At 70.2% G+C, this 25,624-nt stretch carries 26 protein-coding genes, 1 other RNA gene and 1 pseudogene; 12 read left to right on the top strand and 16 right to left on the bottom strand.

The features are described 5' to 3' along the window. Nucleotides 1–236: pseudogene (locus AB4Z14_RS07190) on the top strand (hemerythrin domain-containing protein); the annotation flags it as partial. Nucleotides 237–450: 214 nt separating this feature from the next. Here AB4Z14_RS07190 and AB4Z14_RS07195 read toward each other — a convergent pair. From AB4Z14_RS07195 to AB4Z14_RS07220, 6 genes are all read right to left on the bottom strand, one after another. After that, nucleotides 451–1,266, bottom strand: coding sequence for a GAF and ANTAR domain-containing protein (locus AB4Z14_RS07195; protein WP_442274622.1), 816 nt, complete (start codon nucleotides 1,264–1,266; stop codon nucleotides 451–453). 407 nt (nucleotides 1,267–1,673) lie between these two features. Next, complete coding sequence (locus AB4Z14_RS07200; protein WP_442274623.1) at nucleotides 1,674–2,375, bottom strand: ANTAR domain-containing protein; 702 nt, start codon at nucleotides 2,373–2,375, stop codon at nucleotides 1,674–1,676. A gap of 1,303 nt (nucleotides 2,376–3,678) precedes the next feature. Further along, nucleotides 3,679–4,293, bottom strand: a complete 615-nt coding sequence (locus AB4Z14_RS07205; RefSeq protein ID WP_442274624.1) for a DUF3618 domain-containing protein — start codon at nucleotides 4,291–4,293, stop codon at nucleotides 3,679–3,681. Further along, nucleotides 4,290–4,763, bottom strand: a complete 474-nt coding sequence (locus AB4Z14_RS07210) for a phage holin family protein (RefSeq protein ID WP_442274625.1) — start codon at nucleotides 4,761–4,763, stop codon at nucleotides 4,290–4,292. The genes AB4Z14_RS07205 and AB4Z14_RS07210 overlap by 4 nt, the downstream gene beginning before the upstream one ends. 89 nt (nucleotides 4,764–4,852) lie before the next feature. Next, nucleotides 4,853–5,674, bottom strand: coding sequence for a hypothetical protein (locus AB4Z14_RS07215; protein WP_442274626.1), 822 nt, complete (start codon nucleotides 5,672–5,674; stop codon nucleotides 4,853–4,855). A 438-nt stretch (nucleotides 5,675–6,112) separates the two neighbouring features. Then, a complete protein-coding gene (locus tag AB4Z14_RS07220) occupies nucleotides 6,113–6,781 on the bottom strand; it encodes an HAD family hydrolase (RefSeq protein WP_442274627.1) in 669 nt (222 codons plus the stop codon). A gap of 425 nt (nucleotides 6,782–7,206) precedes the next feature. On the opposite strand from AB4Z14_RS07220, the gene AB4Z14_RS07225 reads away from it, so the two are divergent. Then, nucleotides 7,207–7,950, top strand: coding sequence for an ANTAR domain-containing protein (locus AB4Z14_RS07225; RefSeq protein WP_442274628.1), 744 nt, complete (start codon nucleotides 7,207–7,209; stop codon nucleotides 7,948–7,950). Nucleotides 7,951–8,481: 531 nt separating this feature from the next. Next, on the top strand, nucleotides 8,482–8,676 hold the full coding sequence (locus AB4Z14_RS07230) for a hypothetical protein (RefSeq protein WP_442274629.1): 195 nt from the start codon (nucleotides 8,482–8,484) through the stop codon (nucleotides 8,674–8,676). Between the two features lie 152 nt (nucleotides 8,677–8,828). Here AB4Z14_RS07230 and AB4Z14_RS07235 read toward each other — a convergent pair whose 3' ends face one another. Further along, a complete protein-coding gene (locus AB4Z14_RS07235) occupies nucleotides 8,829–10,010 on the bottom strand; it encodes a zinc-dependent alcohol dehydrogenase (RefSeq protein WP_442274630.1) in 1,182 nt (393 codons plus the stop codon). A 362-nt stretch (nucleotides 10,011–10,372) separates the two neighbouring features. Between AB4Z14_RS07235 and AB4Z14_RS07240 the strand changes: the two genes are divergently transcribed. The 4 genes from AB4Z14_RS07240 to AB4Z14_RS07255 all read left to right on the top strand — a co-directional run bounded on the left by AB4Z14_RS07240 (nucleotide 10,373) and on the right by AB4Z14_RS07255 (nucleotide 12,012). Then, a complete protein-coding gene (locus AB4Z14_RS07240) occupies nucleotides 10,373–10,594 on the top strand; it encodes a YdeI/OmpD-associated family protein (protein WP_442274631.1) in 222 nt (73 codons plus the stop codon). A 568-nt stretch (nucleotides 10,595–11,162) separates the two neighbouring features. Beyond that, nucleotides 11,163–11,486, top strand: coding sequence for a hypothetical protein (locus tag AB4Z14_RS07245; protein WP_442274632.1), 324 nt, complete (start codon nucleotides 11,163–11,165; stop codon nucleotides 11,484–11,486). Beyond that, the gene (locus tag AB4Z14_RS07250; RefSeq protein ID WP_442274874.1) at nucleotides 11,462–11,752 is read left to right on the top strand and encodes a DUF2231 domain-containing protein; all 291 of its coding nucleotides are present in this window, start codon (nucleotides 11,462–11,464) and stop codon (nucleotides 11,750–11,752) included. The genes AB4Z14_RS07245 and AB4Z14_RS07250 overlap by 25 nt, the downstream gene beginning before the upstream one ends. Before the next feature lie 5 nt (nucleotides 11,753–11,757). Continuing rightward, nucleotides 11,758–12,012, top strand: coding sequence for an ANTAR domain-containing protein (locus AB4Z14_RS07255; RefSeq protein WP_442274633.1), 255 nt, complete (start codon nucleotides 11,758–11,760; stop codon nucleotides 12,010–12,012). 59 nt (nucleotides 12,013–12,071) lie between these two features. Here AB4Z14_RS07255 and AB4Z14_RS07260 read toward each other — a convergent pair whose 3' ends face one another. Next, nucleotides 12,072–12,953: an NAD(P)H-hydrate dehydratase gene (locus AB4Z14_RS07260; RefSeq protein ID WP_442274634.1), complete on the bottom strand. Its 882-nt coding sequence runs from the start codon at nucleotides 12,951–12,953 to the stop codon at nucleotides 12,072–12,074. Then, nucleotides 12,946–13,734 (bottom strand): histidine phosphatase family protein, encoded by a 789-nt coding sequence (locus AB4Z14_RS07265; protein WP_442274635.1) that lies wholly within the window; start codon nucleotides 13,732–13,734, stop codon nucleotides 12,946–12,948. The genes AB4Z14_RS07260 and AB4Z14_RS07265 overlap by 8 nt, the downstream gene beginning before the upstream one ends. A gap of 653 nt (nucleotides 13,735–14,387) precedes the next feature. On the opposite strand from AB4Z14_RS07265, the gene AB4Z14_RS07270 reads away from it, so the two are divergent. Continuing rightward, a complete protein-coding gene (locus tag AB4Z14_RS07270) occupies nucleotides 14,388–14,825 on the top strand; it encodes a tyrosine-type recombinase/integrase (protein ID WP_442274636.1) in 438 nt (145 codons plus the stop codon). On the opposite strand, the gene rnpB is transcribed toward AB4Z14_RS07270, so the two are convergent. Together rnpB and AB4Z14_RS07280 are read right to left on the bottom strand one after the other, a co-directional pair. Beyond that, nucleotides 14,819–15,214, bottom strand: an RNA gene (gene rnpB, locus AB4Z14_RS07275) — RNase P RNA component class A. The genes AB4Z14_RS07270 and rnpB overlap by 7 nt on opposite strands. Before the next feature lie 122 nt (nucleotides 15,215–15,336). Continuing rightward, nucleotides 15,337–17,136 (bottom strand): PP2C family protein-serine/threonine phosphatase, encoded by a 1,800-nt coding sequence (locus AB4Z14_RS07280; RefSeq protein ID WP_442274637.1) that lies wholly within the window; start codon nucleotides 17,134–17,136, stop codon nucleotides 15,337–15,339. A gap of 81 nt (nucleotides 17,137–17,217) precedes the next feature. On the opposite strand from AB4Z14_RS07280, the gene AB4Z14_RS07285 reads away from it, so the two are divergent. Beyond that, nucleotides 17,218–17,601, top strand: coding sequence for an ATP-binding protein (locus AB4Z14_RS07285; protein ID WP_442274638.1), 384 nt, complete (start codon nucleotides 17,218–17,220; stop codon nucleotides 17,599–17,601). A gap of 33 nt (nucleotides 17,602–17,634) precedes the next feature. Here AB4Z14_RS07285 and AB4Z14_RS07290 read toward each other — a convergent pair whose 3' ends face one another. The 3 genes from AB4Z14_RS07290 to AB4Z14_RS07300 form a co-directional block, all read right to left on the bottom strand. Next, a complete protein-coding gene (locus AB4Z14_RS07290) occupies nucleotides 17,635–18,027 on the bottom strand; it encodes an STAS domain-containing protein (protein ID WP_442274639.1) in 393 nt (130 codons plus the stop codon). A 73-nt stretch (nucleotides 18,028–18,100) separates the two neighbouring features. Further along, the gene (locus tag AB4Z14_RS07295; protein WP_442274640.1) at nucleotides 18,101–18,847 is read right to left on the bottom strand and encodes a spermidine synthase; all 747 of its coding nucleotides are present in this window, start codon (nucleotides 18,845–18,847) and stop codon (nucleotides 18,101–18,103) included. A 4-nt stretch (nucleotides 18,848–18,851) separates the two neighbouring features. Beyond that, nucleotides 18,852–20,489 carry a peptide chain release factor 3 gene (locus AB4Z14_RS07300; protein WP_442274641.1) on the bottom strand — a complete coding sequence of 546 codons (1,638 nt, stop codon included), beginning with the start codon at nucleotides 20,487–20,489 and terminating at the stop codon, nucleotides 18,852–18,854. Nucleotides 20,490–20,665: 176 nt separating this feature from the next. Here AB4Z14_RS07300 and AB4Z14_RS07305 point away from each other — a divergent pair, with 176 nt between their 5' ends. Then, nucleotides 20,666–21,472, top strand: a complete 807-nt coding sequence (locus AB4Z14_RS07305) for a hypothetical protein (RefSeq protein WP_442274642.1) — start codon at nucleotides 20,666–20,668, stop codon at nucleotides 21,470–21,472. A 132-nt stretch (nucleotides 21,473–21,604) separates the two neighbouring features. On the opposite strand, the gene AB4Z14_RS07310 is transcribed toward AB4Z14_RS07305, so the two are convergent. Both AB4Z14_RS07310 and AB4Z14_RS07315 read right to left on the bottom strand, forming a co-directional pair. Further along, nucleotides 21,605–22,114 carry a hypothetical protein gene (locus AB4Z14_RS07310; RefSeq protein ID WP_442274643.1) on the bottom strand — a complete coding sequence of 170 codons (510 nt, stop codon included), beginning with the start codon at nucleotides 22,112–22,114 and terminating at the stop codon, nucleotides 21,605–21,607. Between the two features lie 61 nt (nucleotides 22,115–22,175). After that, nucleotides 22,176–23,612 carry an RNB domain-containing ribonuclease gene (locus AB4Z14_RS07315; RefSeq protein WP_442274644.1) on the bottom strand — a complete coding sequence of 479 codons (1,437 nt, stop codon included), beginning with the start codon at nucleotides 23,610–23,612 and terminating at the stop codon, nucleotides 22,176–22,178. 139 nt (nucleotides 23,613–23,751) lie between these two features. On the opposite strand from AB4Z14_RS07315, the gene AB4Z14_RS07320 reads away from it, so the two are divergent. Next, a complete protein-coding gene (locus AB4Z14_RS07320; RefSeq protein WP_442274645.1) occupies nucleotides 23,752–24,501 on the top strand; it encodes a YaaA family protein in 750 nt (249 codons plus the stop codon). 1 nt (nucleotide 24,502) lies between these two features. Then, nucleotides 24,503–25,594 carry an SLC13 family permease gene (locus tag AB4Z14_RS07325; protein ID WP_442274646.1) on the top strand — a complete coding sequence of 364 codons (1,092 nt, stop codon included), beginning with the start codon at nucleotides 24,503–24,505 and terminating at the stop codon, nucleotides 25,592–25,594. Nucleotides 25,595–25,624: the final 30 nt, after the last annotated feature.

Below are 25,624 nucleotides of genomic sequence, written 5' to 3' on the forward strand. Positions count from 1 at the left end.
CAGCGATGGATGCCACGGACGAGCGGTTCGACGCCAAGACGACGGTGCTCATCGAGAACGTCGAGCACCACATGGCCGAGGAGGAGCAGGACTGGTTCCCGAAGGTCCGCGAGGGCCTCGGGCGCAAGCAGCTGCAGGAGCTCGGCGAGGAGCTGCTCGCTGCCCGGAAGAAGGCACCGCGCCGTCCCGAGCAGCCCAGCGCGATGAAGAAGGCCATCGACGCGGTTGTCTCCTGACCCAACCTGAGCGAACGTCGGAGAAGTCCCCCTTTGAGGAGAGTCCATGAGCGGCCAGATTCCCCCGGTCCCCATCGAGACCGAACCCAGCAGTCCCTGCGATTGCGACAACTGCCCTGCGGACTGCACGTGTGACTCGTGCTCATGTGAGGACTGCACGTGCTCAACATGTAGCCACGCCGCGTGACGATCTGTCGGGCCGGCTGACAACGCGTCAGTTTCCCCCCGGCGCCTTGGTTTCCGGTTGGTCCGCACCCGCAGGCTGCTCGCGACGCCCCTCGCACTCCCCGGGGAGTCGCCCGGCGACGCGCAGGACCTCGGCGACGTCGTGCAACTTGATGTTGCCGTCCTGCGAGAGCCGTCGAAGGTAGGCAAATGCCGCTTCAGGAGTCATCTGGTAGCGCTCCATGAGGATCCCGATCGCTTGCCCGATCTCCTGGCGGGTCACCATGGCCGTTTCGAGTTGAGCCACCTTCTGCGCCATCGCAATGGTGGCTCCGATGTGCACGGCAACACCCCGCGCCATGTCAATCTGTCGGTCCGAGGGACCAGTAGCCTCCTCGAAGCTCAGCGTGAGGACTCCCACCGGTCGGCCGTCCCACACGAGCCGAGAAGCCAGCACTGATGCCAACCCACTTCCGGGAAGCTCCTCGGCGAGCCGAGCCCACGGATGGGGGCGCTCGTCTGCCGACCGCAAGAGGGCCGTCCCGCACTTCCCGCGCAATGCGGACACGCTAGGGCCTTCACCCACGCGTTCTTCGAGATGAGCGAGGCAGCGCGCCTGCTCGGTCGTCGCCAACAGCAGGCTGCTCACGCCACCGCGCTGGACGAGACGGATCGAGGCGTGCTGTGCAACAGGAGATGCCTGGAGCCCGTCAGTGAGCACGGCGCAGAGTGTCAGACGCTCGCTCGTCGGATTGGTGCGGGCCGTGTCCGGAGACATGTGCAGCGACTTAACGCCCCTCACAAGGTTGTCTTGCGGGGGCATCGCGCGGTCGCGAGCGGTGTTCAACTCGGGAAAAATGGACATACAGATCACCGGAGTCGTCTTTGACGGCCATGGCTTCCCTCGCGCCTTGAAGGTGCCGTCATCGACCCAGACCGTCAGGCGTGGCGGTTCAGACCAACGTGTCCGTCATTGCACTGGATTTTACTCGGCAGATACTCAGTGCGGGGCGAGGCCTCACGGGGAGTCGTATGACCGTGCCGCGGTATCCCCGTTTCGAGCGAGCTTTGGGCACGTGCCCGCGTACGGCGGGAGGTTCATGATCCTTCGCTTCCTCGCTCTGGTCGATGGGGAGGGCGGCGGCGCCGTCGCCCCCATCGATGTCGCGGCTCCAGACCTACTCCAGCAATGCAATACCAAGGGGGCCCTGCCGGTGCAGGCTCATCACCTGCGGAGCGCCGGTCGTGATGCGGACGGGCCGCCGTCGTGGCTCATGCCTCACCGGTGAACGCACTGACGATCGCCCGAGCCAGTGCCACCACGCTCGTACCCGCCTGCGCGGCAGCCCGGTACAGACGTTCCTCTGCGACGTGGGCCTCGATCCCGCGCGAACTGACGAGCAGGCCCACGGCCTGGTCGACGTACGCCTGGCCCTTCAGCCTCTCCGGACTCCGGACTGCTTCGAGTCGGGTCGAGAACGAAAGGTCGGCGTTGGACACGACGCCCGGAGCCCAACCGCCAAAAAGCCTCGCGAGCTCACTCTCCTGTCCTCGGAAGGATGAGGCGTGGCCGCCATAGAGATTGACACCTCCCGTCACTATCCCCTCCTCCCCGAAGGGGATTGACAGGGTGCTGCGGACACCTGCCGCCGCGGTCGCCTGAGCGAAAAGCTGCCAGCGCCCCTCGTCGAGGAGGTCTTCGACATCGGTCCCCACGATCTCGTCGTCGACGACCGCCTCGACGCATGGCCCCCCGTCGACGTACTGAACCGCGTCCATCACGGCGACCTCCAGACCCGTGGCGACATACGTCAGTACGAGCTGCTCGGCCACCAGTGTCAGACTCAGACCGACCAGCGTCGGGATCTTCTCCTTGGCCGTCGCGGCCACCTCCGCCAGGTCCCCACGAAGGTCACTGTCTCCGAACCGTTCCAGCTCCGACAGGGCTTCATCCGTTTCGGGTATCGGCTCCATCGCCGTCCGTCACCTCCTGCGTCCTCGACGTCATCACCCGCGGCGCGCCTCACGCGCACCTGTGCGTCACGTGCCCATCGGCCGCCCATCCAAACCCGCACCAGTCGCGATCGTGACCGCCTGGCGCCGCAACGGAAACCAGGCGGCTACCGGCCGCCGCAGCATTTCTGGAGGACGCTGGGTACGTTCGAGTGCGCTCGTAGCCCTCCGGCAGAAGAGCGATCGCAAGGCTCACCAGGTCCTGCCGGACCTCGGCGAGACGTGCGGCCTCGAGGTGATGTCGACGTGGGAGCACCGAGAACTACCCACGGTCCCGCGCGTGGGGCACTGGCTCGGCTGCGCTTCGCACGACCTCGGGCCAGAGTGTTTGACGATGGTGAGATCGGGTATCGAGCCCATGTGGTTTCTGACGAGTACCGCCCCGTGAATGAACTCAGCATTCGGGAGCTTGTAGCCGAGCTGGCCCGCGTTGAGGACCGGCTCCGGGATCAGGCGCATCACGCTGGGCCGCACCCCCTTCCGGGCCAAGTAAGCCGCGAGGCCGCTCTCAGGCGGCGTGAGCGTGCGTTGCTCGCGGAGCTGAGAGTCCGCCGCAGCGGTCCCTCCGCCCAGACGGCCGCACAGGGCCAGGGTGTGGCTCCAGTGGCCGCCGACGTCCACGGATCCGCGACACAGTAAGGGGGTGGCTCGGCCCCCAGCATGAGATCTACCGAATTGCGGTCCCCGCCCCTTGAAGGTCGACACGGGAAGGCCGCAGGCGACGAGCCTGCACGCCGGCCACAGTCGGCTCCCAACGTTCACATGTGGGTAGCCCGTCAGCAACCGGACCGGGCGCGCAATCGCCGGCAGACCAGTAGGCGTACACGCAGATCACACAGAAACGGAGAGGTCAGAGACGTTCTTGTCCGACGTTGATGACCACGGATGCGCATGACTGATCCAACAGAGCAAGCACATTCGCCTACGTGCTCCTTCTGTGGCGCGAGCCGTTCATCCACGGCAGTCCCGTACCACGACGCGGACAACGACTTCGCCGTCTACACGTGCGCTTCCTGCGGCCAGCAGTTCGAGAGCTGGTCGTCGCAGTCGGCGGCCGATCAACCCGCGCACACTCTCGGTCACGACACCGACTAGGTCGTCACACGAGCACACGGTCCTGACCCACCGAACCGACGTCGACTACGCCCCGTCGGTCCAAGGGGTCCGTGCGTGGGCGAGCCGGAGCCGCCGCTGGCCTTGCTGCACAGGTGCAGGGGGCGACCGATGGTCACGGCCGCCCCCTGCACGCTGACAGTTCTGGAGATCACCCCTGCGGTGGGTTCTTGACGGCGTCGGCGGACTCGGAGGCGCTCTCCCGCACGTCGGCGGCGGCGTGCGCGCCCTCGTCCTTGACGTCCTGGGCGGCCGATTGAGCCGTCTCCTTGACCGACTGCACGGCGTCCTGTGCCGGCTGCTTGAGGTGCTCTGCCGACTCGCTCGCCACGTCCTTGGCCACCGCCTGTGCCTGCTGCACCACGGGCTCGGCCTTCTCCTTGACCGTCTCAGAGAGGCGGCGCTCCTTCTCGGACGCCGGGAGCAGGGACCCCAGGAGCCATCCGGCGCCGAGCGCAATGACCCCGGCTGCGAGGGGGTTGCCCCGCGCCTTGCGCTGCACGGTATTGCCAGCATCGCTCGCTGCCTCACCGACACCGTGGGCCAGACCCGAAGTCCTGTCCCCGGCGTCGGTCGCGGTCCCCATGACCCGCTCTCGCAGGGCCGCGGCACTTCCCTTGACCTTCTCGGCCTGGCGGTGGGCGACCTGTCCCGGGCTGACGGACTCACCCAGAGCGTTGACGTCGCGGCTCAGGTTCTCCCGCGTGCGCTCGATGTCCGCCCGGATCGCGTCCGGGTCGTTGTTGGTCGGGTAGTTCGTGCTCATCGTTCCTCGTTTCCCTTCAGCGCGTCCGGCACCCGCTTGGCGGTCTCCGTCGTGCGCGGTAGTCCTTGGATCTCCTTGGTCGTGCGCCTGCCCATCGCCGCGAGAACCGCGCCGAGGACGGCCCACACGGCCATGACGATGACCGCAGCCCAGCCTCGGTCGTCGAGGGCCCTCGAGAGCCACTCCCACACGGCCAGCGACAGGAAGAGGAGCGCCATCCAGCCGGAGATGGCAGCGCCACCGAACATGCCGGCGGCCTTGCCTGCTCGCGAGGTGGACTCACGCACCTCGGCCTTGGCCAACTCCACCTCCTGGCGGAGGAGCGTGCTGAGCCCTTGGCTGATGTCAGCCACGAGCTCGCCGATGGAGGCGTGCTCGGCCTTCTCGTGCGAGCTCTCGTAGGCGGCGCCGGAGGTCGCGTATGCGGTGTCGCCGGGGGCACTGGTGAACGACGGGTCCGTCGTGGTCACCGATGGGTCCGCGCCGGCGTACGGGGCAGCTGCGGACGCGCCGGACGGGCCCGCATCCCTCCCCGAGCCGCCTTCCGGCCACGTGCTCATCAGCGCACCCCGCTCTGGCCTTCGGTGTAGCTCTCGTCGAGCGGGTCGGACGTCACGCCCCCCGTCGCCGAGGTCACCGCGTGCGTGTCGCTGTCGCGTACACCAACGGTGTAGGGCTCGCGCCGCACTGGCGATTCGGAAAGCGAGGCCGCCGCCGTCGAGGACACGCCAGACGAGAGCCGCGGAGTCCCGGGGCTCGCGCCAGTGGTCGACCGCGTCGGGGTCTCGGTGCCGGATCCGCCACCGCTCTCGGCGGTGAGTCCCCGCGTCAGACGTCCGCCAACGACTCCAAGGACAGCGGCACCGAGCAGGAAGGCGCCAGGTCGCCGACGCGCCAGGGAACGCAACTCCTCCAACATGTCACCCGGCTGGCGGTTCTCGAGCCAGTCGGCGGCCGACGCAGCACGGTCCGCGGCTTGCCCGGCCGCCTCCCCCGCCACGCCCTTCTGCGAGGAACTCGAGGCCATCTCCCGCAGCTCGTCCGCGAGGGAACGCAGCCCACTCGCCGCTCGCTCACCCTGCACGGAGGCCTGGTCGTCGAGCTCACCGCGAAGCTGGGTGAAGAGCTGGCGCAGCTGTGTGGCCGCCTCCGATGCGACGTCCTTGGCGCCCGATGCCGCTGTGTCGGCGACGTGACGGCTGCTGTCCGCAGCGTCTGCGGCCACGGACTTGGCCTCGGTCTTGACACTCGTGTCTCCGCCGGTGAAGCCCCCGGACGCTGACGTCGCGCCGGAGTGTTGGCCGCCATCAGCGGTGGAGGGCGACGTGGTGCCGACGGTCAGGTCGTCCGGCACGGTCGTCTCGTACGGTCGTTCAGTCATGGGTCTGGTTTCCTTCCATGGTCGCGCGACTGGGCAGGCCCCTTGCTCGAGCTGCCCGGTCGAGCCGGTGTTGCTAGTCACCGGATACCCAGCCCAAGGCCTCCCAAGCACGTTCGGACACGTGGGTGCGAACTGGTCTGGAACGGGTATGTCAGGCGGTTCACCGGCAGTACCGCCGGGCAGGGATTCGACGTCTGGCGCGTCATGCGAGCGACCTCGCGCTGTCGCGAGAACGACGGGGGCACAAAGGATCCCGAACGCTCCGGGGGCCGCTGGGCCATGAACATGCGTTGGAGGATGACGGCGTAGACGAGCCGTCCGGACTGTGCAAAGGCGATCCCGGGCCATGCCTGCTAGACCTAGAGCTGTTTGCGCACCCCAGCCATTTTCGGCGGTCGCTCACCCCGCGTTGGAGGCCTGAGTCGGCGACCCGCCTGATCAGAGGTCTTGGGCAGACTGGGACGGGAGGCGCTCGATCAGCCCATCCGCGACGGCCTGCGCCAGCTGCGCCGGACCCTCGAATACGTGGGCCGCTCCGGCATCGAGCAGCTCAGCCTCACTGAAGCCACCCGTGAGAAGGCCGACCGACGGCATGCCCGCGGATTGCGCAGCCTGAGCATCCCAGGTGGCGTCACCGACCATGAGTCCGGCCGAACCGCCGACCCTCGACAGTGCCACCTGCAGCAGGTCGGCGGCCGGCTTGCTCTCGTCGGCGTCGTCCGCGGTCGTCCATGCGTCCGCCAGGGACTGGCCGTCAAAAAGACGCAGGAGCGTCTCGACGTGCTGCCGCTGTCCAGAGCTGACCAAGACGAGATGGTGGCCGCGATTCTTCACCGCCTCGAGGAGCGCGCGCGTCCCATCGAAGGGCCGGACCTCCCCGATGAGCCTGTCGAACTCCTGTGTCCACCGATCACGCAACGCGTCACCGAGCCGCTGCTCTGCTTCGGCACCGGCAACGTGTGCGACGAGCTTGTCGCCCCCCATTCCCACCGCACGGTGGATCCGCCACACAGGCGGGAACAGCTCGACGTGCGCGAACGCCCGTGTCCATGCGAGCGCGTGGTGGTAGTTGCTGTCGACGAGTGTGCCGTCGACGTCGAGGATCACGTGTCCGTCAGGCAGTCGACGTACCCATGGCCGTCGCACTTCCCCGTGGCGCCCGCCAATGTGTCCGCCACCCGTGTCGTGCCCGCCGAAGGCATGGGTGGGCGTCATGCCTCGTCCCATCATCGCGGGCACGAACACGGCACGAGAGGGTCGGGACTGGCCGCCTCTCCGCCGCCCCGGCACCGAAGAGGTCGAGAAGTCCAGCCCCGACGTGAGAGGAATCGGTCAGACCCATAGAGGTTGTCGCCGGGCTTCACGGGTCAGGCCTGGAGGTCCCGGCGTAGTTCTCGCACGCTGATGGGTATAGACGTCTTGGTTCGGCAGCTGCCGTTCGATCCCGGTGGCCACTGTCGTCAGTGGCTCTCCGGCGATCCCGTCCCTACGTCTCTCGCTCGCGCTCAACGCGGTCGGGACCGGAGCTACTCATGAGTGACACCACCACCGACCAGAACCTCCCCCAGCACCTGCGCGCCGTGGCCGAGGACTTCGAACGCCTTGGACAACAGCTCGGCCGAACCGACGCCAAGAACGCCTTTGCCGCACTGACCCGACTCGCGGCCGAGCGGGTGTCCGGAGCGCGAGCCGTGAGCATCACCACGCTCAGCCATGACCGGTTCGTCACGGCTGCCGCATCCGACGATGTGGCGAGACAAGCGGACGCAATCCAGTACGAGCTCAACTCGGGACCGTGCGTGGACGCCATCGTCGAGCACACCATCTACCAGCCTCGAGACCTCGCGACGGACGAACGGTGGCCTGCCTACGGTCGGCGCGTGTCCTCCGAGCTGGGTCTCCGCAGCATGCTGTCCTTCCGGATGAACCTCGAAATGGCCGGGATTGTCGCGGGGCTCAACTTCTATGCCGATGAGCCAGATGCATTCGACGACCACGATCTCGCCGAGGGGCTCCTGCTCACCACCCACGGAGCACAAGCCGTCACGGCGGCGCACCTACGCGACAGAGTTGCGAACCTTGAGCGAGCCCTGAACTCGAACCGGGACATCGGGACTGCCGTGGGCGTCCTCGTCGCTCAGCACAGGCTGACCCGCGACCAAGCCTTCGACCTGCTGCGCATCGCCAGTCAGAACACGAACCGCAAGCTGCACGACGTGGCCCTCGACGTCATCGACACCGGCGCTGTCGACGTGACGCCCCACGGCCACCCGTAGGCCGCCCAGGGCGACCCGATTCCGTCACCTCACCGTGGGAAGGGAGCCATGCCCTTCGCCAACCGGCACTTCGTCATCCCTGCCGACGCTCGAAGCGGTCGAGCACGGCCGTCACGGCGCGGACCACGTCACGCCCGAGGAAGCCCGCCTGCTCGTCCTGGAGCGAGGCGCCCGACCGAGGCCGGTCAGAGGCTTGAAAGTGGATGAGTCGGCCGATGCCGCTCCGTCCGTCGCACCCATATGTGGCCCGGAGGACGTTCGCCCAGTGAGGCACCGGCGCAGATCAGGACAGGTCGCCGCCGACGATCAGCGCCGGGCCACCATTCTTTTCCACCTCGCGTTCGAGCGAGAGGCCGATCTTGAGTGCCACTCGTTAAGAGGCGAGATGGTCCGGACGAATGATTGCGATCAGATGCTCAACCCCGGAGTCCCGAGCAGCATCCCGCACTGCCGAGGCCGCTGCCGCGGCATACCCCTGATGGCGCAGTTCGGCCAATCCCTCCGATCGGCCGGGACCTCTATGGTCCAAAGATGGAAGAGATCACGATCCCTTGCCCGACCGACGGCTGCGACGGTGAGGTGACGGTCACGGCCGAGCCGATCATGTCCGGAACCGAGTGGGCCATCCAGCTCGTCGGTCTGGAGCCTGCCGTTCGGTGCTCCAGACGCTGCAAGCCACCGCGCGAGCTCGAGGATGCGGTGAGGGCAACGCTTCAAGCCGGCTGAGTGCCAGCCCCGGCGCCAGCCTTGCTGCCCTCGTGGGCCGGCAAGCGCAGTGTCCCGTGCTCGCCGCTGGGTGACGATCGCGTACAGCTGGCATCCATGACAGTGAGCCTCGCCCGTCGTTCGGGCGAGGCTCACTGTCCGCGCCTCACGACTCAGGGCTTCAGCTGCACCTTGATGTACCCGTCCCGCTTCTCCTGGAACGCCCTGTAGGCGTCTGGTGCTTCCTCGAGCGGTAGGCGATGGGTTGCAAAGTCGTCCACGCCGAGCGGGTCGTCGTCCGAGAGCAGCGGCATGATCTCGTCGACCCACCGCTTGACGTTGCACTGGCCCATACGGAGCTGGATCTGCTTGTCGAAGAGCGTCAGCATCGGCATGGGGTCCGCTGCTCCCCCATAGACGCCACTCAGTGAGATGGTGCCGCCACGGCGGACGATGTCGATCGCCGAATAGAGCGCTCCGAGCCGATCCACCCCCGCCACCTGCTGGATAGGGGCAGCGATGAAGCGTGGGAGGAGACCGGCGGCCTTCTGAACGGCCTTGGTCGCAGGTGAGCCGTGAGCTTCCATGCCCACGGCATCGATGACCGCGTCGGGGCCACGGCCCTGCGTGAGGTCCCGGATGACGTCGCCGAGATCGTCACCGTGGTGCTCCAGGTCGACCACCTCGACCCCGCGCGCCGCCACCCGGGCCAAGCGGTCCACCACCAGGTCGACGCCGATGACGCGGTATCCCTTGTGCACAGCGATGCGACAGGCGAAATCACCGACAGGGCCCAGGCCCAGGACCACCACCGTGCCACCGTCGGGAACCGCGGCATACTCCACCGCCTGCCAGGCGGTGGGCAAGATGTCGGAGAGGTAGGCGAAGCGGTCGTCCGGCGGTCCCTCGGGCAGCTTGATGTGGGTGAACTGAGCCTGCGGCACGCGCAGGTACTCAGCCTGCGCGCCGGGGACCTGACCGTAGAGCTTCGTGTAGCCGAACAGCGCGGCTCCGGTGCCCTGCTCACGGACCTGAGTGGTCTCGCACTGGGTGTAGAGCTGCGCGGAGCACATCCAACAGTGCCCACACGACATCTGGAACGGGATGGCGACGCGGTCGCCCACTTTCAAGTCCCCGGTCGCGCCGCCCACCTCCTCGACGATCCCCATGGGCTCGTGACCGATGATGTCGCCCGGCGTCATGAACGCTGCCAGCGGCTCGTAGAGGTGCAGATCAGATCCACAGATGTTGGTGGTGGTCATGCGCACGATCGCGTCAGTCGGCTCCTGGATCCGTGGATCCGGCACCTCTTCGACGCGGACGTCCTTCTTGCCTTGCCAGGTGACTGCTCGCATGTGTCTGCTCCAGTGGTGTCGGGGTCGTGCCAGTCCCCTTCCCATTGAGCACCCGACGTAACGCACCGGCCTGTTGCGGGCCCGGCCGACAGCGAGAGATCGATTGAGATCGTCCAGAGGCCCGATGGCGGTGCGGCCTGCCAAACTGCCGACTCGGCGGCTCTCGTTGGTGACAGCGACGCCTCTACCGTGATGTCCCAGAGCGGCTGAGCCGGGTACGGAGCCACATGCCCCTCGTCCCGACCATCTTGGAGGAGAAGTCGTGAGCTCTCCTACGCCTAGCACCTCCACGTTCGAGACCACATTGACCGCGAGCGGCCACAACACCGGCAGCCGGACTGGCCGGTGAGGACGCGATCCGAGTGACGCTCACCGTCGCCAGTTCTCCCCGTACTGTCGAGGTGCCCACCGACTTCGCGGCCGCCCTGGACGCTAACGAAGGATCACGTCAGTTCTTCGACGCCCTGTCCAACAGCCTCCAGCGCTACCACGTGGACACCTTCAACGCGGCGAAGTCGTCCGACACCCGGCAGCGGCGCATTGACAAGTCAGTCGCCCTGTTCCTCGAGGGCACGCGCCGATAGCAAGCCCGCCCGGTCGAAGGAGTGCGTGTCCGTCGGACCGGGCATGAGGGCCGTGACCGTGACGCCGGTGTCGCGCAGCTCATGGCGGACGGCTTAGGCGAAGGAGGGCAAAGGCCTTGGATAGGGCATACGTCGCGTACCAGGGGCCTGGCATGGTGGCCGCGACGGAGGTCGTCGTCCAGAGGGGTGTCCACGAACGGTCCTGCCACGCCGACACCGGCGATGAGCGCGAGGACGTCGACGGGACGACCGAGGGACCGCACCTGCGTCACGCGGGTCTCGACTCCCTCCGCGGTGGCCAGGTCGGCTCGCACGGGGACGATGCGGCGCCGGCCCGTGTCGTCGCCCGACACCAGATTCTCTGCGGCCGGCCAGGTGCAGGCCGATGCCGCTCGAGGTCCCGGTCACGACGGCGAGGGGTGCCGTCCCTCCCGGTGCGTCCCTGCCTCCGTCGTAGGGTCGGTGTCGGTCATGGCGGTTCCTCCTCGGTCTCGGACCCGGCCCGTACCCATCCCGTGAGGAGCCACGCCTCAGCGTCACGTTCTCGGGTCCCGGGTACGTGTGGTTCATGGAAGACACCGAGAACGTCATGGGCCCGCACACCACCACGGCGACGGCGCTCGTCGAGAGGATCGTCGAGGGACGGCCGTCGCTCGACGGCGTCGCTCGGCTCCTGCAACCGGTGGCCGCAGCAGCCCGAGGGCGTGACACGTGGAGGAGCCTGGTGACAGGTGAGGTCGTGGGGCATGCCGCCCACCCGTTCCTGACCGACCTGCCCATCGGCTTCTTCAGCTCGGCGACGTTGCTCGACCTCGTGGGAGGTCCCGGAGCCGAGACGCGGCCCGCCGACTCGTCGGGGCTGGCCTCATCTCCGCGCCGGCCGCTGCCCTGACCGGCCTCGCGGAGTACGCATCACTGACCGAGCGTCCCCGTCGCGTAGCGGCCGTCCACGCGGCCCTCAACGTCGCCTCGTTGGGGTTGTATGCCGTCTCGTGGGCGGTGCGGCCGCGGCGCCGGTCCGCGGGAGTGGCGTTGGGCCTGGCCGGCCTCTCGGTCTCCGGTGTGTCGGCCTACCTCGGCGGGCACCTCGCGATCGGCGAGAAGATCGGCACGACAACGGTATCCGGTGATTCGCCGGGGTCGGGCGAGCGTGCCTGACCGTCGTGGCCCCGCAGGCGTTCAGGGCTCTTGACGGCTTCCAGCTGGGACTGGAACGAGAGGTCCGCGTTGGCCACGGCACCGGGTGCCCAGGCGCCGAAGAAGTCGGTGTTCTCGTCGCCCAGCACACGCTGGCACGTGACCAGGCGTTCGACCTGCTGCGGATCACCAGCCAGAACACGAACCGGAAGCTGCACGACCTCGCCCTCGACGTGATCGACACGGGCGCCCTGGACGTCACCCCGCACGGCCGGCCGTAGGACGAGCCCTCCCGGCATACCCGCACCCCCGGCGGCCACCCGATCCCACCGTGCGCTCGCTAACCGGTCTCGAAGCGCTGCAGCACCGTCGGCACGGCGCCGACCACGTCTCGCGCCAGGAAGCCCGGCCGTTCGCCCTCCAGCGTCTCGCCGGCGCGCCCGTGCAGCCACGCCACCCAGACCGCCGCCTGCTCGGGTGTCGCCCCCCTGGCGAGCAGCCCGGCGGCCACGCCGGCCTTGACGTCGCCCGACCCTGCCGTCGCCAGTCCGGAGGGCCCCGAGTCGCAGGACCACGACTCGCCCCGCGGACGCGCGACGTACGAGATCTCTCCCCCGCCGAGGACGACTGCGTCGGTGCCGTCGGCCACCGCGCGGACCGCTCCGAGCAGGTCGTCCGACACGGCCTCCTCGGGTCGGTCCAGAAGGGCCGCCAGCTCCGTGACGTTCGGGGTGAGCAGCGCCCTGCCTGTCAGATGACGTATGCCGTCGAGCCGACCTGTGAGGTACGCCGTGCCCAGGGCGTCGAGGACGAGCTGGGTGTCGAGGTAGGGAATGATCTGCGCCGCAAAGAGATTCGCACTCTGCGGATGTCCCAGACCTGGGCCCAGAAGGACCACGTCGGCGTCGGACGCCAGCTCGAGCACCCGGTCGGCCCCGGCGACGGCCAGCTCGCCGTCATGCAGCACCGGCAGCCCCACGACGAAGGACTCGGGAAGCGCCACGGCCAGGGTCGTGGCGCTGTCGGCGGCGGTGGCCACCTGCACCTTGCCGGCGCCGACGCGCAGTGCGGCCTCGGCAGCGAGCAGCACAGCCCCCGGCGTCTGCCGAGCCCCGCCCACGACCAGCACCGTGCCGCGTTCGGACTTGTCACCTCCGGGATCCGGCAGCCGCCAGCCTCGCAGGAGCCCGTCATCCACCCGGACGGGATGTTCCTCAGCCACCGGCCCGCCTCCTCTCCGGGGCAGCCGTCGGTTCGGTGGCGGTCGGCTCGTGGGTCTCCTCGACGGCAGCGTCCTCGAGATGGCCGACGTCGGCGAAGGACTCCAGCTCCAGACCTCCGCCCGAGCGCCCCCGGTAGCGGGTCAGGGAGCAGTTGGCGAGAGGTTGCGACCGGTCCAGGTCGAGCAGCGTCGTCTCGTCGAGGCCCTCGAGGGCGAGGCGGAAGCTCATGATGACGGCCTGGTGGGTGAAGACCCAGACACTGCGGCCTGCCTGCGTCAGGGCAAGGTCAAGGAGGAGGTGACGCACCCGGAGGGCGACGTCGGTCCAGCTCTCGCCGCCGGGCGGACGGTAGTAGAACTTGCCGAGCCGGGACCGTCGCTCGGCCTCCTCGGGATGGCTCGACCGGATCCCCGCGCCGGTGAGCCCGTCGAAGACCCCGAGGTCACGCTCGCGCAGCCGTTCGTCCCAGGTCGGCTCCATCCCGATGGCCTGGGCGACGATGCGTGCCGTGCTGGCCGCCCGGAGGTACGGCGAGCTGAGCACGACGTCGGGGCGGCGCGTCTCGGTCGCGGCGACGTGCTGCGCCAGCACCGTGGCCTGTCGTTCGCCGCGCTCGGAGAGCGGCGTGTCGGGGTCTCGGGTATCGAGGTCGAGATGGCCCGCACCGGCCTCCCGGGCCCGGGCATCGGCGACGTTGCCGACGCTCTCACCGTGGCGGACCAGGACGAGCGCGTCCATCGTGCCGGCGAGCGGCCCGGCGGCTGCCCGGCCCAGACTCATGCCGTGCCCCCTTCGGCTCGGGGCAGGACTTCAGGCGCAACGTCGGGAGAGGGAGTCTGCATGCCAGACAGGTACCCGCGGTCACAGCCGCAAAACGTTCGCGTGCCCGACCCGACCGTGACGGTCGTGTGAACGTTCGACAGATGGCTTTCGGCTCCGGGTGCCCGGTGGCAGGTTCAGGATGGCGGAGCCGGTCTGAAAGCACAGGGCCGGCTCCGCCTGAGCGGCAAGGGACGCCACGCACCTCGGCCGGGCTCCGGCTTCACACCTACGTGCTCCGGCGCGGTGAGCTCGGGCGCGCCGACGTCCTGCCGGCTCAGAGGTCGTGCGGATGCCGATGTCGAGCCGACGCGCTCATTCGCAGCTCACCGCTGACCGCGTCGAGCCCTCGAACCTGATCGACCCCGACCGCGCGGTCGTGACGCTGCCACAGACGAACGAGACGTCGCACCAGGGCGGGTCCCTGGTCCTGGTGGACGGAGTAGCCGAGCGCGGAACCGGCCGGATGTGGCGTGTAGAGGACGAGGACGACACGCATCGGCTCCTGTCGCTCGTCATGAGGAGCGCCGAGGCACCGCAGCTCGCTGACGCGTCCCGCTCGCACGCCGTCAGCCGACAGCACATCGCGTCCGATGACGGTGCTGACCCCACCCATGTCGCAGGCCAGCGTCCGAGTCGTCCCGTTGCCGACGGTCGTCGCCAATGCCCTCCGGGCGCACCTCGAGGCCTACCCCTCGACCACCCTCGTCTTCACGAACAACGTCGGCGCCCCACTGCGCCGGTCAGCCTTCGGGACGGGATGGAACCGAGCCCTCAAGCAGGCCGGCGTCCCAGCCATCCGCCTCCACGAGCTGAGGAACTACTACGCCTCGCTGCTCATCCGTCACGGAGAGTCGGTCAAGACCGTTCAGGCCCGTCTGGGCCAGGCCAGCGCCAGCGAGACGCTCGACACCTACAGCCACCTCTGGCCCGACAAGGACGAGCGCACTGGGCCGCTGTCGACGGAGTCCTCCGAAATTCTGCGGACTTGTTGCGGACTTCCGGGGATGACCAAACACATCACCGCAGGTCAGAGGCCTGTAAGTGGATGAGTCGGCCGATACGCCGGGTTCTGTTCCGCGTCCCCGTTACCGGTGACGTGGCGACGGCCATCCATCTAGGCCGACCATTGCTGGCCGGCTCGAGCGTCCTACCCGCGCACTCGACCGGGCCGGTCTCCTCGGCGCCCGAGGGCGCCATGCATACGCTGTCTGGACTTGCTCCGGGTGGGGTTTACCGAGCCGCTCCAGTCACCTGGAGCGCTGGTGGTCTCTTACACCACCGTTTCACCCTTACCGGCCGCCGAAGCGGCCGGCGGTCTGTTCTCTGTGGCACTGTCCCGCGGGTCACCCCGGGTGGCTGTTGGCCACCACCCTGCCCTGTGGAGCCCGGACGTTCCTCGGCAGGGCCGAGGCCCTGACGCGACCGTCTGGCCGACTCATCCGCGCACCAGCATAGGGGCGTATGCCGTCCGCTGCGTCCGCGCCCACCGGCGAGCCACTCCCGGGGGCCGGCATCTCGAACCGGCCACTCCCCCGGCGCCGACGCGGACCGCCGGTCCGCTCAGATGACGCGGCGAAACGCCAGGACGGCAACGTCGTCGTGCCGGTCCGGGTCGGAGACCGCCTCCGTCAGCTCGTCGAGGACCTCGTCGAGGTCGGTGTCGTCGTCGGCGCCGGTGAGCAGCTCCTCGGCGGCAGCCTGCAGGCGCTTGAGCCCGATGTCGATGCTTTCTCCGCGGCGCTCGACGAGGCCGTCGGTGTAGAGCAGGAGCAGGTCCCCGACGGCGAAGGGCACCCGGGCCGAGGCTCGGGGGACCTCACCGAGGCCGTGGACCGGCGAGCCGTCCTCGCTGACGAACCGGGTGCGACCGCCCTGGACGAGCAGCGGCGGCGGGTGCCCGGCGACGACGACGGCGAGGTCGTCCCGCTCCGGCTCGAAGAGCAGGTAGACGGACGACGCCATCTGGGTCGGCGGCTCGGTCGCCATGAAGCGGTCCATCGCACCGGCGAGCGCCTCCGGCTCCGGATCCTGGGTCGCCAGCACCCTTGCAGCAGAACGCATCTTCGAGCCCGCGACAGCCGCGTCGACGCCACGGCCCATGACATCGCCGAGGACCACCGTGACCCGGCCGCCGTCGAGCCCGCTGACGTCGTAGTAGTCACCACCCACGTCGGTGCGCCCCGCCTGTCGGTAGACCGTCCCGATCTGCCAACCGGGGATCTCGGGCAGGTCCTGGGGCAGCAGCGTCGCCTGGAGCACGGACGCGACACGGCGCGTCTGGGAGTAGAGGTCGGCGTTGTCGATGGCCAGACCGGCCCGTCGGGCCAGGTCCTCGGCGAAGGCGACGTCGTCGCGCGTGTAGCGACGACCGGACTCGGCCGCCACGAAGGTCAGCACCCCGAGCACCCGGTCCTTGGCCATGAGCGGCACCGTCATGGCGCTTCGCAGTCCGAGCTCCCGCGCCACCCGGAGGTGCTCCTCGTCGCGGGCCGCGGCGACGAGCATCTCGTCGGTGACGTTGTCGATGAGCAGGCTCTTCCCGGTGCGCGCCACCTGGGCCGCCCCTCCCGGCCGCTCGGGGTCGGAGGGCCATCGGGTCTCGAGCTCCTTGGCGAGCTGCACCTTGTCGGGGTCGACGTGCGCGACGGCGAGGGTCCGCAGGACACCGTCGTCGACCATCTGGACCGAGCACCAGTCCGCGTGCGTCGGCACGGCGAGCGAGGCGACCTGGCGCAGCGTCTGCCGGTAGTCGAGGGTGGTGGCGAGCGCCTGCGAAGCATCGGCCAGGAACTCCAGCTGGGCCGCTCGGGTCGCGCTCTGCGCCTCGGCGCGAAGGCGAAGCATCGTCTGCGCGCACATGTCCGCCAGCACGCCCAGCACCCACACCAGATCCGGGTCGACCGGTCCGACGAGCCCGTCGAAGCGGAAACCCACGGCCCCGATGGGCGAGCCGTCGGCTCGGGAGATGAGCGGCAGCGTCACCGACGACCGCTCCGCGCCGTCATCGAGCTCCGGGTAGCGCTCGAGGAGCTCTGCCCGGCCCGTGACCGACACGATCTGGGTGGTCCGGACGGCGTCGGTGAGCGGCGATCGGGCGTCGAGCTCGAGGCTGGCCCACTGCCGGGCCTCGGACGCGGTGAGGCCGTGGGTGGCGATGGTGCGCAGACGCGTCGGGCCGTCCTGGACCGCCAGGACGGCGCGCGAGGCGCCCACGACGGACGACGCACGCTCGGTGATGGTCTCGGTGAGCTCCTCCAGCGTCGTGGCAGCCGCGACCTGGGCCGCGATGCCCGCCAACGCCGCCAGCCTCGGGGCGACCGACGCACGGCTCGCCGCCGGGCTCTGCCATGGCGCGTTCATGGGGTCATCCTGACAGCCGAAGGGCTTGGGCAACCACAGATGCCGCAGAAGTGGGAGCATGCAGAGGTGAGGGGTCAAGGGGTGGCCAGGGGACGCGAGCTCCGTCGTGTCGAGTTCGGCCCTGACGACCTGCGTCGCGTGCGTGAGATCGTGCGGGCGATCGCGGGCGAACGCATCCCGGACCGGGCCGACAACGCCGTGCTGGCCGTGCACGAGATCGCGGTCAACAGCATCGTCCACGGCGGCGGTCACGGCGTCCTCCTCATCGACGAGACGGCTGACTCGCTCGTCTTCACGGTCGAGGACGACGACGGCACTGGGTCGGTGCCGGAGGTCCTCGCGCTCGACGACGAGTCGACGAGCGGCCGCGGGCTGTGGATCGCGCAGCGGCTGAGCGATCGGTTGACCATCGAGGCCCGCCCCACGCGTACACGCATCGGCGTGCACCTGAGACTGGCGTCCTGAGCCGACCGGGTCCCGGGAGGGCGGACCGTCAGGTCAGGATCGGTCCGCGTCGACCCGGTCCGGATCCACGCCGTCCGCTGTCTCGGCGGGAGCAACCTCGACGGGCGCGACGTCGACGTCGGGTGCCTCGACGACGTCGAGGACCTGGTCGAGGTGCATCAGCCTGACGAGCCGCAGGGTGATGTCGCCGCAGACGAGCTGGAGGCGGGCGTCCGCCGCCACGACGCGGTGGTAGAGCCCGATGATCGCCCCGAGACCCGAGGAGTCGAGGAAGGTGACGGCGCGCAGGTCGACGACCACCGCGGCGCCCTGTGTCACGGCGATCTCCTCGAACGCTGCCCGCACGTCCGGCACGGTGTACGTGTCGATCTCGCCCGCGAGCCGGGCAGTCGTGACGGCGCCGTTGACCGAGACCGTGACGCTCATCGAACCTCCTGGGACGTCGGTGTCCTAGCCCATACGTTAGGACGACTTCGGCTGGTGTGGGAGCAGATGTGGCTCAACCGGTGGTCTGGCGCTCGACCGCACTGGTCGCCACGTAGACGCTGTTGGACGAGGTGCCTCCCGTGAGGGGGTTCGCGAAGGACACCTCGTGCGCGGCGACGTCGGCGAAGACCTCTGCCAGCAGGGCCGTGAAGGCGTCGTCGGGCGGGTCGTCGGACCACAGCGCGAAGACCCCACCGGGGTGCAGCGTCGCCGCCAGACGCGAGAGGCCGTCCCGGGTGTAGAGGTCCGCGTGGCTGGGGTGGAGCACGTGGTGGGGCGTGTGGTCCACGTCGAGCAGCACGGCATGCAGCAGGGTCGGCGCGTCCCCGAAGCCCTGGCCCTGACGCGCCAGGGCGAAGAAGTCGCCCTCGAGCAGCGAGGTCCTCGGGTCGTCGATGAGGGACGCGGTGTCGGGGAGCAGCTGCCGCTCGTGCCACGAGATGACGGGTCCGAGCGCCTCGACGACGGTCAGGGAACGCACCCGGGCGTCCTCGAGCGCCGCCAGGGCCGTGTAGCCGAGACCGAGCCCGCCGACGACGACGTCGAGGCTCTCGTCGTCGCCACCCCCCTCCCCCACGGCGGCGAGCCCGAGGCGGGCCAGCTCGACCTCCGCGACCGTGAAGAGGCTCGACATGAGGAACTCCTCGCCGAGCTTCACCTCGTAGACGTCGACGAGCAGCGACGGCTCGAGCCGGCGACGGAGGCTGATCTCGCCCATCGGCGTCTGCTGCCAGTCGATCTCCTCGAAGCGCCGGCTCACGACGTCAGCCGAAGATCGGGGTGAGTGAGCCGGCCGGCAGGTCCTTCTCGACGGACGCGAGGCGCCACTTGTCGGCGAAGACGGCGACGTGCAACCCGTCCTCGCGCGTCAGCGACTCGGCCCCGGGCCGGCTGTCGACGATCGGCATCGCGGCCGCCGTGACGGCACGCGCCACGGAGTAGCCGAGGGGCTCGAGGCGGATCGGCGAGCCGAACTCGTGCTCCATCCGGTGCTTGGCGACGTCGAACTGCATCGGACCGACGGCCGCGAGCACCGGCGCCTGCGCACCGCGCCGGTCGGAGTGCAGCACCTGGACGACGCCCTCCTCGCCCAGCTGCTCGATGCCCTTGCGGAACTGCTTCTGCTTGCCGGTGACCGCCGCGCGGGCGACGGCGAAGTGCTCCGGAGCGAAGAGCGGGATGCGGGGGAAGGCGACCTTCTCGTCGGCGAACAGGGTGTCGCCGACCCGGAGGGCGTTGGCGTTGACGAGGCCGATGACGTCGCCCGGGAAGGCCTCGTCGAGCGTCGACCGGTCGCGGCCGAAGACGCTCTGCGCGTACTTCGTCGCGAAGGGACGGCCCGTGTCGGCATGCGTCACGACCATCCCGCGCGTGAAGCGGCCCGAGCACACCCGGACGAACGCGAGCCGGTCGCGGTGCGCCTTGTCCATGCCCGCCTGGATCTTGAAGACGAAGCCCGAGAAGGGAGCCGACACCGCCCGGGGGTCGCCGGAGCGGTCGGGTCGGGCCCCCGGGGCGGGGGCGAGCGTCACGAGGGTGTCGAGCAGCTGGCGTACGCCGAAGTTGAGGACGGCCGAGCCGAAGAGCACGGGCGAGGCCGCGCCCGAGAGGAACAGCTCGAGGTCGAGGTCGTGGCCCGAGGAGCGGAGCAGGTCGTACTCCTCGACCGCGTCGGTCCAGACCGAGCCCAGCAGCTGCTCGGCCTCCTCGGCGGGCATCCGCGTCGTGATGGCCTCGGTGGCGCCGCCGGGCGTACGCGTGAACTGGACGAAGTCGCCCGTCGCGCAGTCGAGCACGCCGTGGAAGTCGCCCGCGACGCCGACCGGCCAGGTGAGCGGCATCGGGTGCAGGTCGATCCGGTTCGTCAGCTCGTCCATGATCGCGAGCGCGTCCAGACCGGGCCGGTCCCACTTGTTGACGACCGTGATGACGGGCACGCCACGCGCCCGGCAGACCTCGAAGAGCTTGAACGTCTGGGGCTCGATGCCCTTGGCGGCGTCGACGAGCATGACGGCGGCGTCGACGGCTGCGAGCACCCGGTAGGTGTCCTCGGAGAAGTCCGCGTGACCGGGGGTGTCGAGCAGGTTGATGACCGTGCCGTCGTAGGCGAACTGGAGCACGGCGGAGGTGATCGAGATGCCTCGGTCCTTCTCCATCTCCATCCAGTCGGAGACGACGCCGCGCCGGTTGCCCTTGCCGTGCACCGCGCCAGCCTCGCCGATGGCGCGCGCGTGCAGCGCGAGCGCCTCGGTCAGGGTCGACTTGCCGGCGTCGGGGTGCGAGATGACGGCGAAGGTGCGGCGTCGGGCCGCCTCCTCGGCGACGGCTCCCCCGTGGTGTTCCGCACCGTCGGGGTCTCGGCGGTCCGCGAGCTCGCGGTCGTGCAGGGCGGTGGCGTCCATGGTCCTCCAGTGATCGCCCCGAGTCTGTCACCGTCGGGCCCGATCGCCCGAATCGGCACCGGCCGCCAGACCGCCGGCGCGAGGTGACCCGAGTCACACCTCGCCGATCCCGTCAACGATCCGGGGCCGTCGTTCGTCGTGCATGGGAGATGACGATCGCAACCGACCCCAGGACCATGACGCAACCGCTGACCGACGACCAGCCCGACACCCGACCCGGCTCCGTGCCAGACGCGGAGCCCGACGCACGGCCCGGAGCGAAGCTGCTCGACCTCTCCCTGACCCAGCTGCTCGGCGGCTCGATGGCCGCTGCCACGGCTGCCGCCCTCGGTTCGCGCCTCGGCGTCGTCGGCACCATCGCCGGCGCCGCGGTGCTGAGCATCATCTCGGCGATCGCAGCCAGCCTCTACACGAACTCGATGGCCCGCGCCAGGGAGGCCGTCGTGCTCGTCCGCTCGCGCCGCGGACCGGACGGCGTGGACGTCGAGGTCGTGCGGGAGACGTGGTGGCGCCGTCCCGATCGGGTGACCACGCGACGGGTCCTCGTCACGACCGGTGCCGTCTTCGCCATCGCCGCGGCCTTCCTCACCGGCCTCCAGCTCGCCACCGGCGCCCAGGTCACCGGCACGGACCTCGGAGGCCGCACCAGCGCGGGCGCCGTGGTCGACAGCCCGGCCGGCACCTCGGGTGACACCGCGCGCGACGGCACCTCCACCGACGGCGGCGCGCTCGACACGACGCCCACCGCACCCGCGACGCCCACCGCACCCGCGACTCCGACCGGCACGGCGACTGCGCCCGCCGGGTCCACGGCTGGTCAAGCGACCTCCACCGGGACACCGTCCGCGACGACCCCCGCGACGCCGGCCACCCCGGCCGCTCCCGGCGGGGCGACAGGGTCGACCGACCCGGCCGCGCCCACGACCCCGGCCACGCCCGACTCGGGCGCGAGCACCCCGAGCGCCCCCGTCACCGCTCCCTGAGCATCCGAGCCACCTGCTGACGTATGCCGTCCGCCCCTCCGGGCGTGACGGCATACGTCGTCTCTGGCCGGTCGGCGTGTGCAGGCAGAGGGGTCCTGACGCCGCTGGCTGCACACGAGGCTGCCCGGCCGTTCAGCGTCGCTCGGGCCAGGGCCAGTCGACGTCGACGGACCCGCCGACGGCGAGCCCGCACCACTGCTCCGAGAGCCGGTCGAGGTCGGCGAACACCGAGGCGAGCTCGCGGGCGCCGAGGTCGGTGGCTGCTCCCCCGGCCCGCTCGTGGTGGAGGTCGGGCGTCATCCCGCGCTGCCGGAGCCACGCCGGGTAGACGGCGGCCGCGAGCTGCTCCGACCGGCCGATCTGCGTGCCGCGCGCCTTGTTCCGTCGCTCGACCCGGCGCGCCCACGCCTTGGTGCGCGTCTCCTGTGTGGGCACGAAGGTGCCCGCGTTTCCGCCTGCGGCGAGCTGGCCGAAGATGCCGTCGCGCAGGCCGAACCGGTGCTCGACGACGAGGTGGACGAGGTCGTGCGGCGCGAGGTCGCTCCACCCCGGCGCCGGGCTCATGACGAGGTCGGTCGCGAGGTCACGCTCCACGCGCACCTCGTAGCGCCGTTCACCGGTCCTCACGAAGCGCACCCGCATGCCGACGAGGCTAGGAGCGCTGAGCATCCCCGGCCAGTGGATTTCCGCCGACGGGGTGTCCTCAGGCGACCGAGAGCGTGATCGTGCCGGTCCCGACGTCGGCGGCGTCGACCCGCAGGGTCACCGTCTCGCCGGCCTTCGCCGACCCGCTCGCCTTGGCCACGACGGCGAGGTCGATGAGCTGGACGATGACGCCCTTGTCGTTCTCGTCGACGACGACGCCCTGCACGGTGCTCCCGACGAGCGGGTGCAGCTCGGCGGCCTCGACGGCGTCGGTGCAGGCACGCTCGACCCCGTTGGTGCGCCGGTCGGACATCGACATGATCTCGGGGAGGGTGGGCAGCGCCTCACGGACCCAGCCCGGCACCTCCTCCCCCGCCGAGAGCGCCTCGCACACCACGAGCCCGAAGCGGTCGACGAGGCGCCGCAGCGGAGCCGTCACGTGCGCGTACGGGTTGGCGACGGCCGCGTGCGTCGGCTGCGCGGGCACCTCGCCGTCGAAGGGGGTGTAACCGGCGCCGCGGAAGAGTGACGTCGCCTCGTGGATGAGCGCGAGGTGCCGCGGGTTGCTGCGGTCCAGCGTGCGCAGCAGCTCGCCGTAGGACAGGTCCTTCGGCCAGTCGACACCGGCGGCCCTGACCTGCCGGTGGAAGCGCGCCAGGTCGCGCGGGTCCGGCGGCGGCATGGTGCGCAGGATGCCGATCTTGCCCCGGAGCATGAGGTCGGCCCCGCCCATGCCGGTGAGCAGCGAGATCTGAGCGTTCCAGTCCTCCGCGGCGAGCAGCGGCCGGAACGAGATCCGGAAGCCGCCGTGCTCGTCCTCCTCGACCTCCTGCTCGGGCATCGGCAGGGTCGCCCCGCCCCGCTGGCGCTCGAGCAGGACGCGCTTCTCGCCGACCTCCTTGAGCAGGACGAGGCACTCCTCGGCGGTGCCGGCGTCGACCTCCTTCTGCACCTGCTCGTAGTCGTAGCGCCGGACGCTGCGCACCATCGCGCGGAAGACCTCGACCGCCGTGCCCTCGCCGTCGGCGGCGAGCGTCATGTCCCAGACGAAGGCAGGACGCACCTGGTCGGGCAGCAGGCTCGCGGCGCCCTCGCTCAGCTCCGAGGGGTGCAGCTGGACCCGCTCGTCGGGGCAGTAGACCGTCTGGCCGCGGCGGCGCGACTCTGCGTCGACGGCGCCACCGGCGCGGACGAAGGCAGGCACGTCGGCGATGGCGTAGCGCACCCGGTAGCCGTCGCCGCTGCGCTCGATCGACATGGCCTGGTCGAGGTCCATCGACGTCGGCGGGTCGATGGTGATGAACGGGACGGCTGTCTCGTCCCGCTCCGGCAGGGTTGCGGCGCCGGCGGCTGCGGCGGCCTCGGCCAGCACCTCCGGCGGGAACCGGTCCGGCACCTCGAACTCGCGACGCACCGCCTCGAAGCGCGCCGTGAGCTGCCGTGCCACGTCGCCGGGCTTCGTCGCCGGGCGGAAGACGATGTGTCGCTGGGCCATGGCGTCACCCTACGCATCACGACGTGCTCCCCGGAGGTTGAGCACCCGCGGCACTCCGCGGCGACCCGGGCGATCGTTCGTCGCCCGCGACACGCGCGGGGATGAGACATCACTGTCCCGTTTGCCTAGGCTGACCCCCGTGCTCATCCTGCTTCCCCCGTCCGAGGGCAAGACCTCACCCCGGCGGGGGCGGTCGCTCGACCTCGGCAGCCTCTCGTTCCCCGAGCTGACGCCCCTGCGCGAGTCGGTCGTCGAGACGGTGGAGCGGCTGAGCGGCGAGCCCGACGCAGCGCGCGTCCTCGAGATCAACCCGAACCTCGTCGCCGACCTCGAGCGCAACACGGTCCTGCGCAGCGCTCCCACGGCGACCGCCTCGCACGTCTACACCGGCGTGCTCTACCAGGCGCTCGACGTCGACTCGCTCGACGCGGCCTCCAAGCGCCGCGCCAACCGCTGGGTCGTCGTCGTGTCGGCCCTCTTCGGTGCGCTGCGGCTCGGTGACCGCGTGCCGGCCTACCGCGTCAACATCTGCAGCACCCTCCCCGGCATCGGCTACCTGTCGCACGAGTGGCGCAAGGAGCTGCCGTCGGCGCTCGACGCCGCGGTGAAGCCGCGCGAGCTCGTCGTCGACTGCCGGTCGAGCACGTATGCCGCCGTCTGGCGTCCCACGGGCGAGCGCGCCGAGCGCTGGGTGCACGTCACCGTCCCCGGCGCCTCGCACATGGCCAAGCACACCCGCGGTCTCGTGACGCGCGAGCTCGTGCAGGCCGAGGCGCCGCGCACGCCGCAGGCCCTGGCCGAGCGGCTCTCGGAGCGCTTCGAGGTCGAGCTGACGCCCCCACCGCGTCCGGGCCGTCCGTGGCAGCTCGCCACGACCCCGAAGGCCTGACGTGCTCGACCTCAGCCTGCTCGTCGAGCGCGTGGCGCCGATCCTCGTCTTCCTCGTCGCGATCACCCTCGTCGCCGAGATCTGCGACCTGTCTGGTCTTTTCGACGTCATGGCGCACCACGCCGCGCGCGTCGCCAAGGGACGTGTGCTCGTGCTCTGGCTGCTCATCGTCGGGCTCGCGGTGGTGTGCACCGTCGTGCTCAGCCTCGACACGACCGCGGTGCTGCTGACCCCGGTGGCCATCACGGTGGCCCGTCAGGTCGGCGCCCCACCACTGCCGTTCGCCATGACGACGCTCTGGCTGGCCAACACGGCCTCCCTGCTCCTTCCCGTGTCCAACCTCACGAACCTGCTGGCCCTGCACCCGTTCGCGGCGCTCGGCGTCGGGACCCTGGGCTACATCAGGCTGATGGCCGTGCCGGCCGTCGTCGCGATCGTCGCGACCGTCGTGGTGCTGTGGCTGCTGCACCGGCGCGACCTCGGCAGCACCTACGACACTCCACCGGCCGCCGAGCCGCACGACCGGGTGCTCATGCAGGTCGCCGGCGGGGTCTGCGTGCTGCTCGCCCCGGCGTTCGTCCTCGGCGTCCAGCCGGCCCTGGCGTCCGTGCCGGCCGCCCTCGTCCTGCTCGCCGCGACCTACTGGCGCGCGCCCGAGCTGCTGCGCCGGATCAAGATGCCGTGGCTCACGGTCATGGGCATCTGCATCCTCTTCCTCGTCATCGACGCCGCGCTGCGCCTGGGGCTCGAGGCGTGGCTGCGCACCATCGTCGGGCACGGCACCGGCATCGGCGACCTCTTCAGGGTCAGCGGTCTCGGCGTGCTGACCTCCAACGGCATCAACAACCTGCCGGCCTACCTCGCGCTCGAGCCGACGGTGGCGGACGCACCCTCCCGCCTGGCCGCCCTGCTCATCGGGGTCAACGCCGGGCCCATCATCACGATGTGGGGCTCGGTCGCGACGCTGCTCTGGGCCTCACGCTGCCGGTCCGCCGAACTCTCCGTCGACGTCGGTCGCATCGCGCGCACGGGCGCCCTGTGCGCCGTCACGGTCGTGACCGCCGCGACCCTGGCCCTCGCCGCCACCACCTGACCGGCTGACCGGGCCGACGGCATACGCCAT

Origin of the sequence: Terrabacter sp. 2TAF16 (genome assembly GCF_052115065.1) — a bacterium.
Lineage (GTDB): Bacteria > Actinomycetota > Actinomycetes > Actinomycetales > Dermatophilaceae > Terrabacter.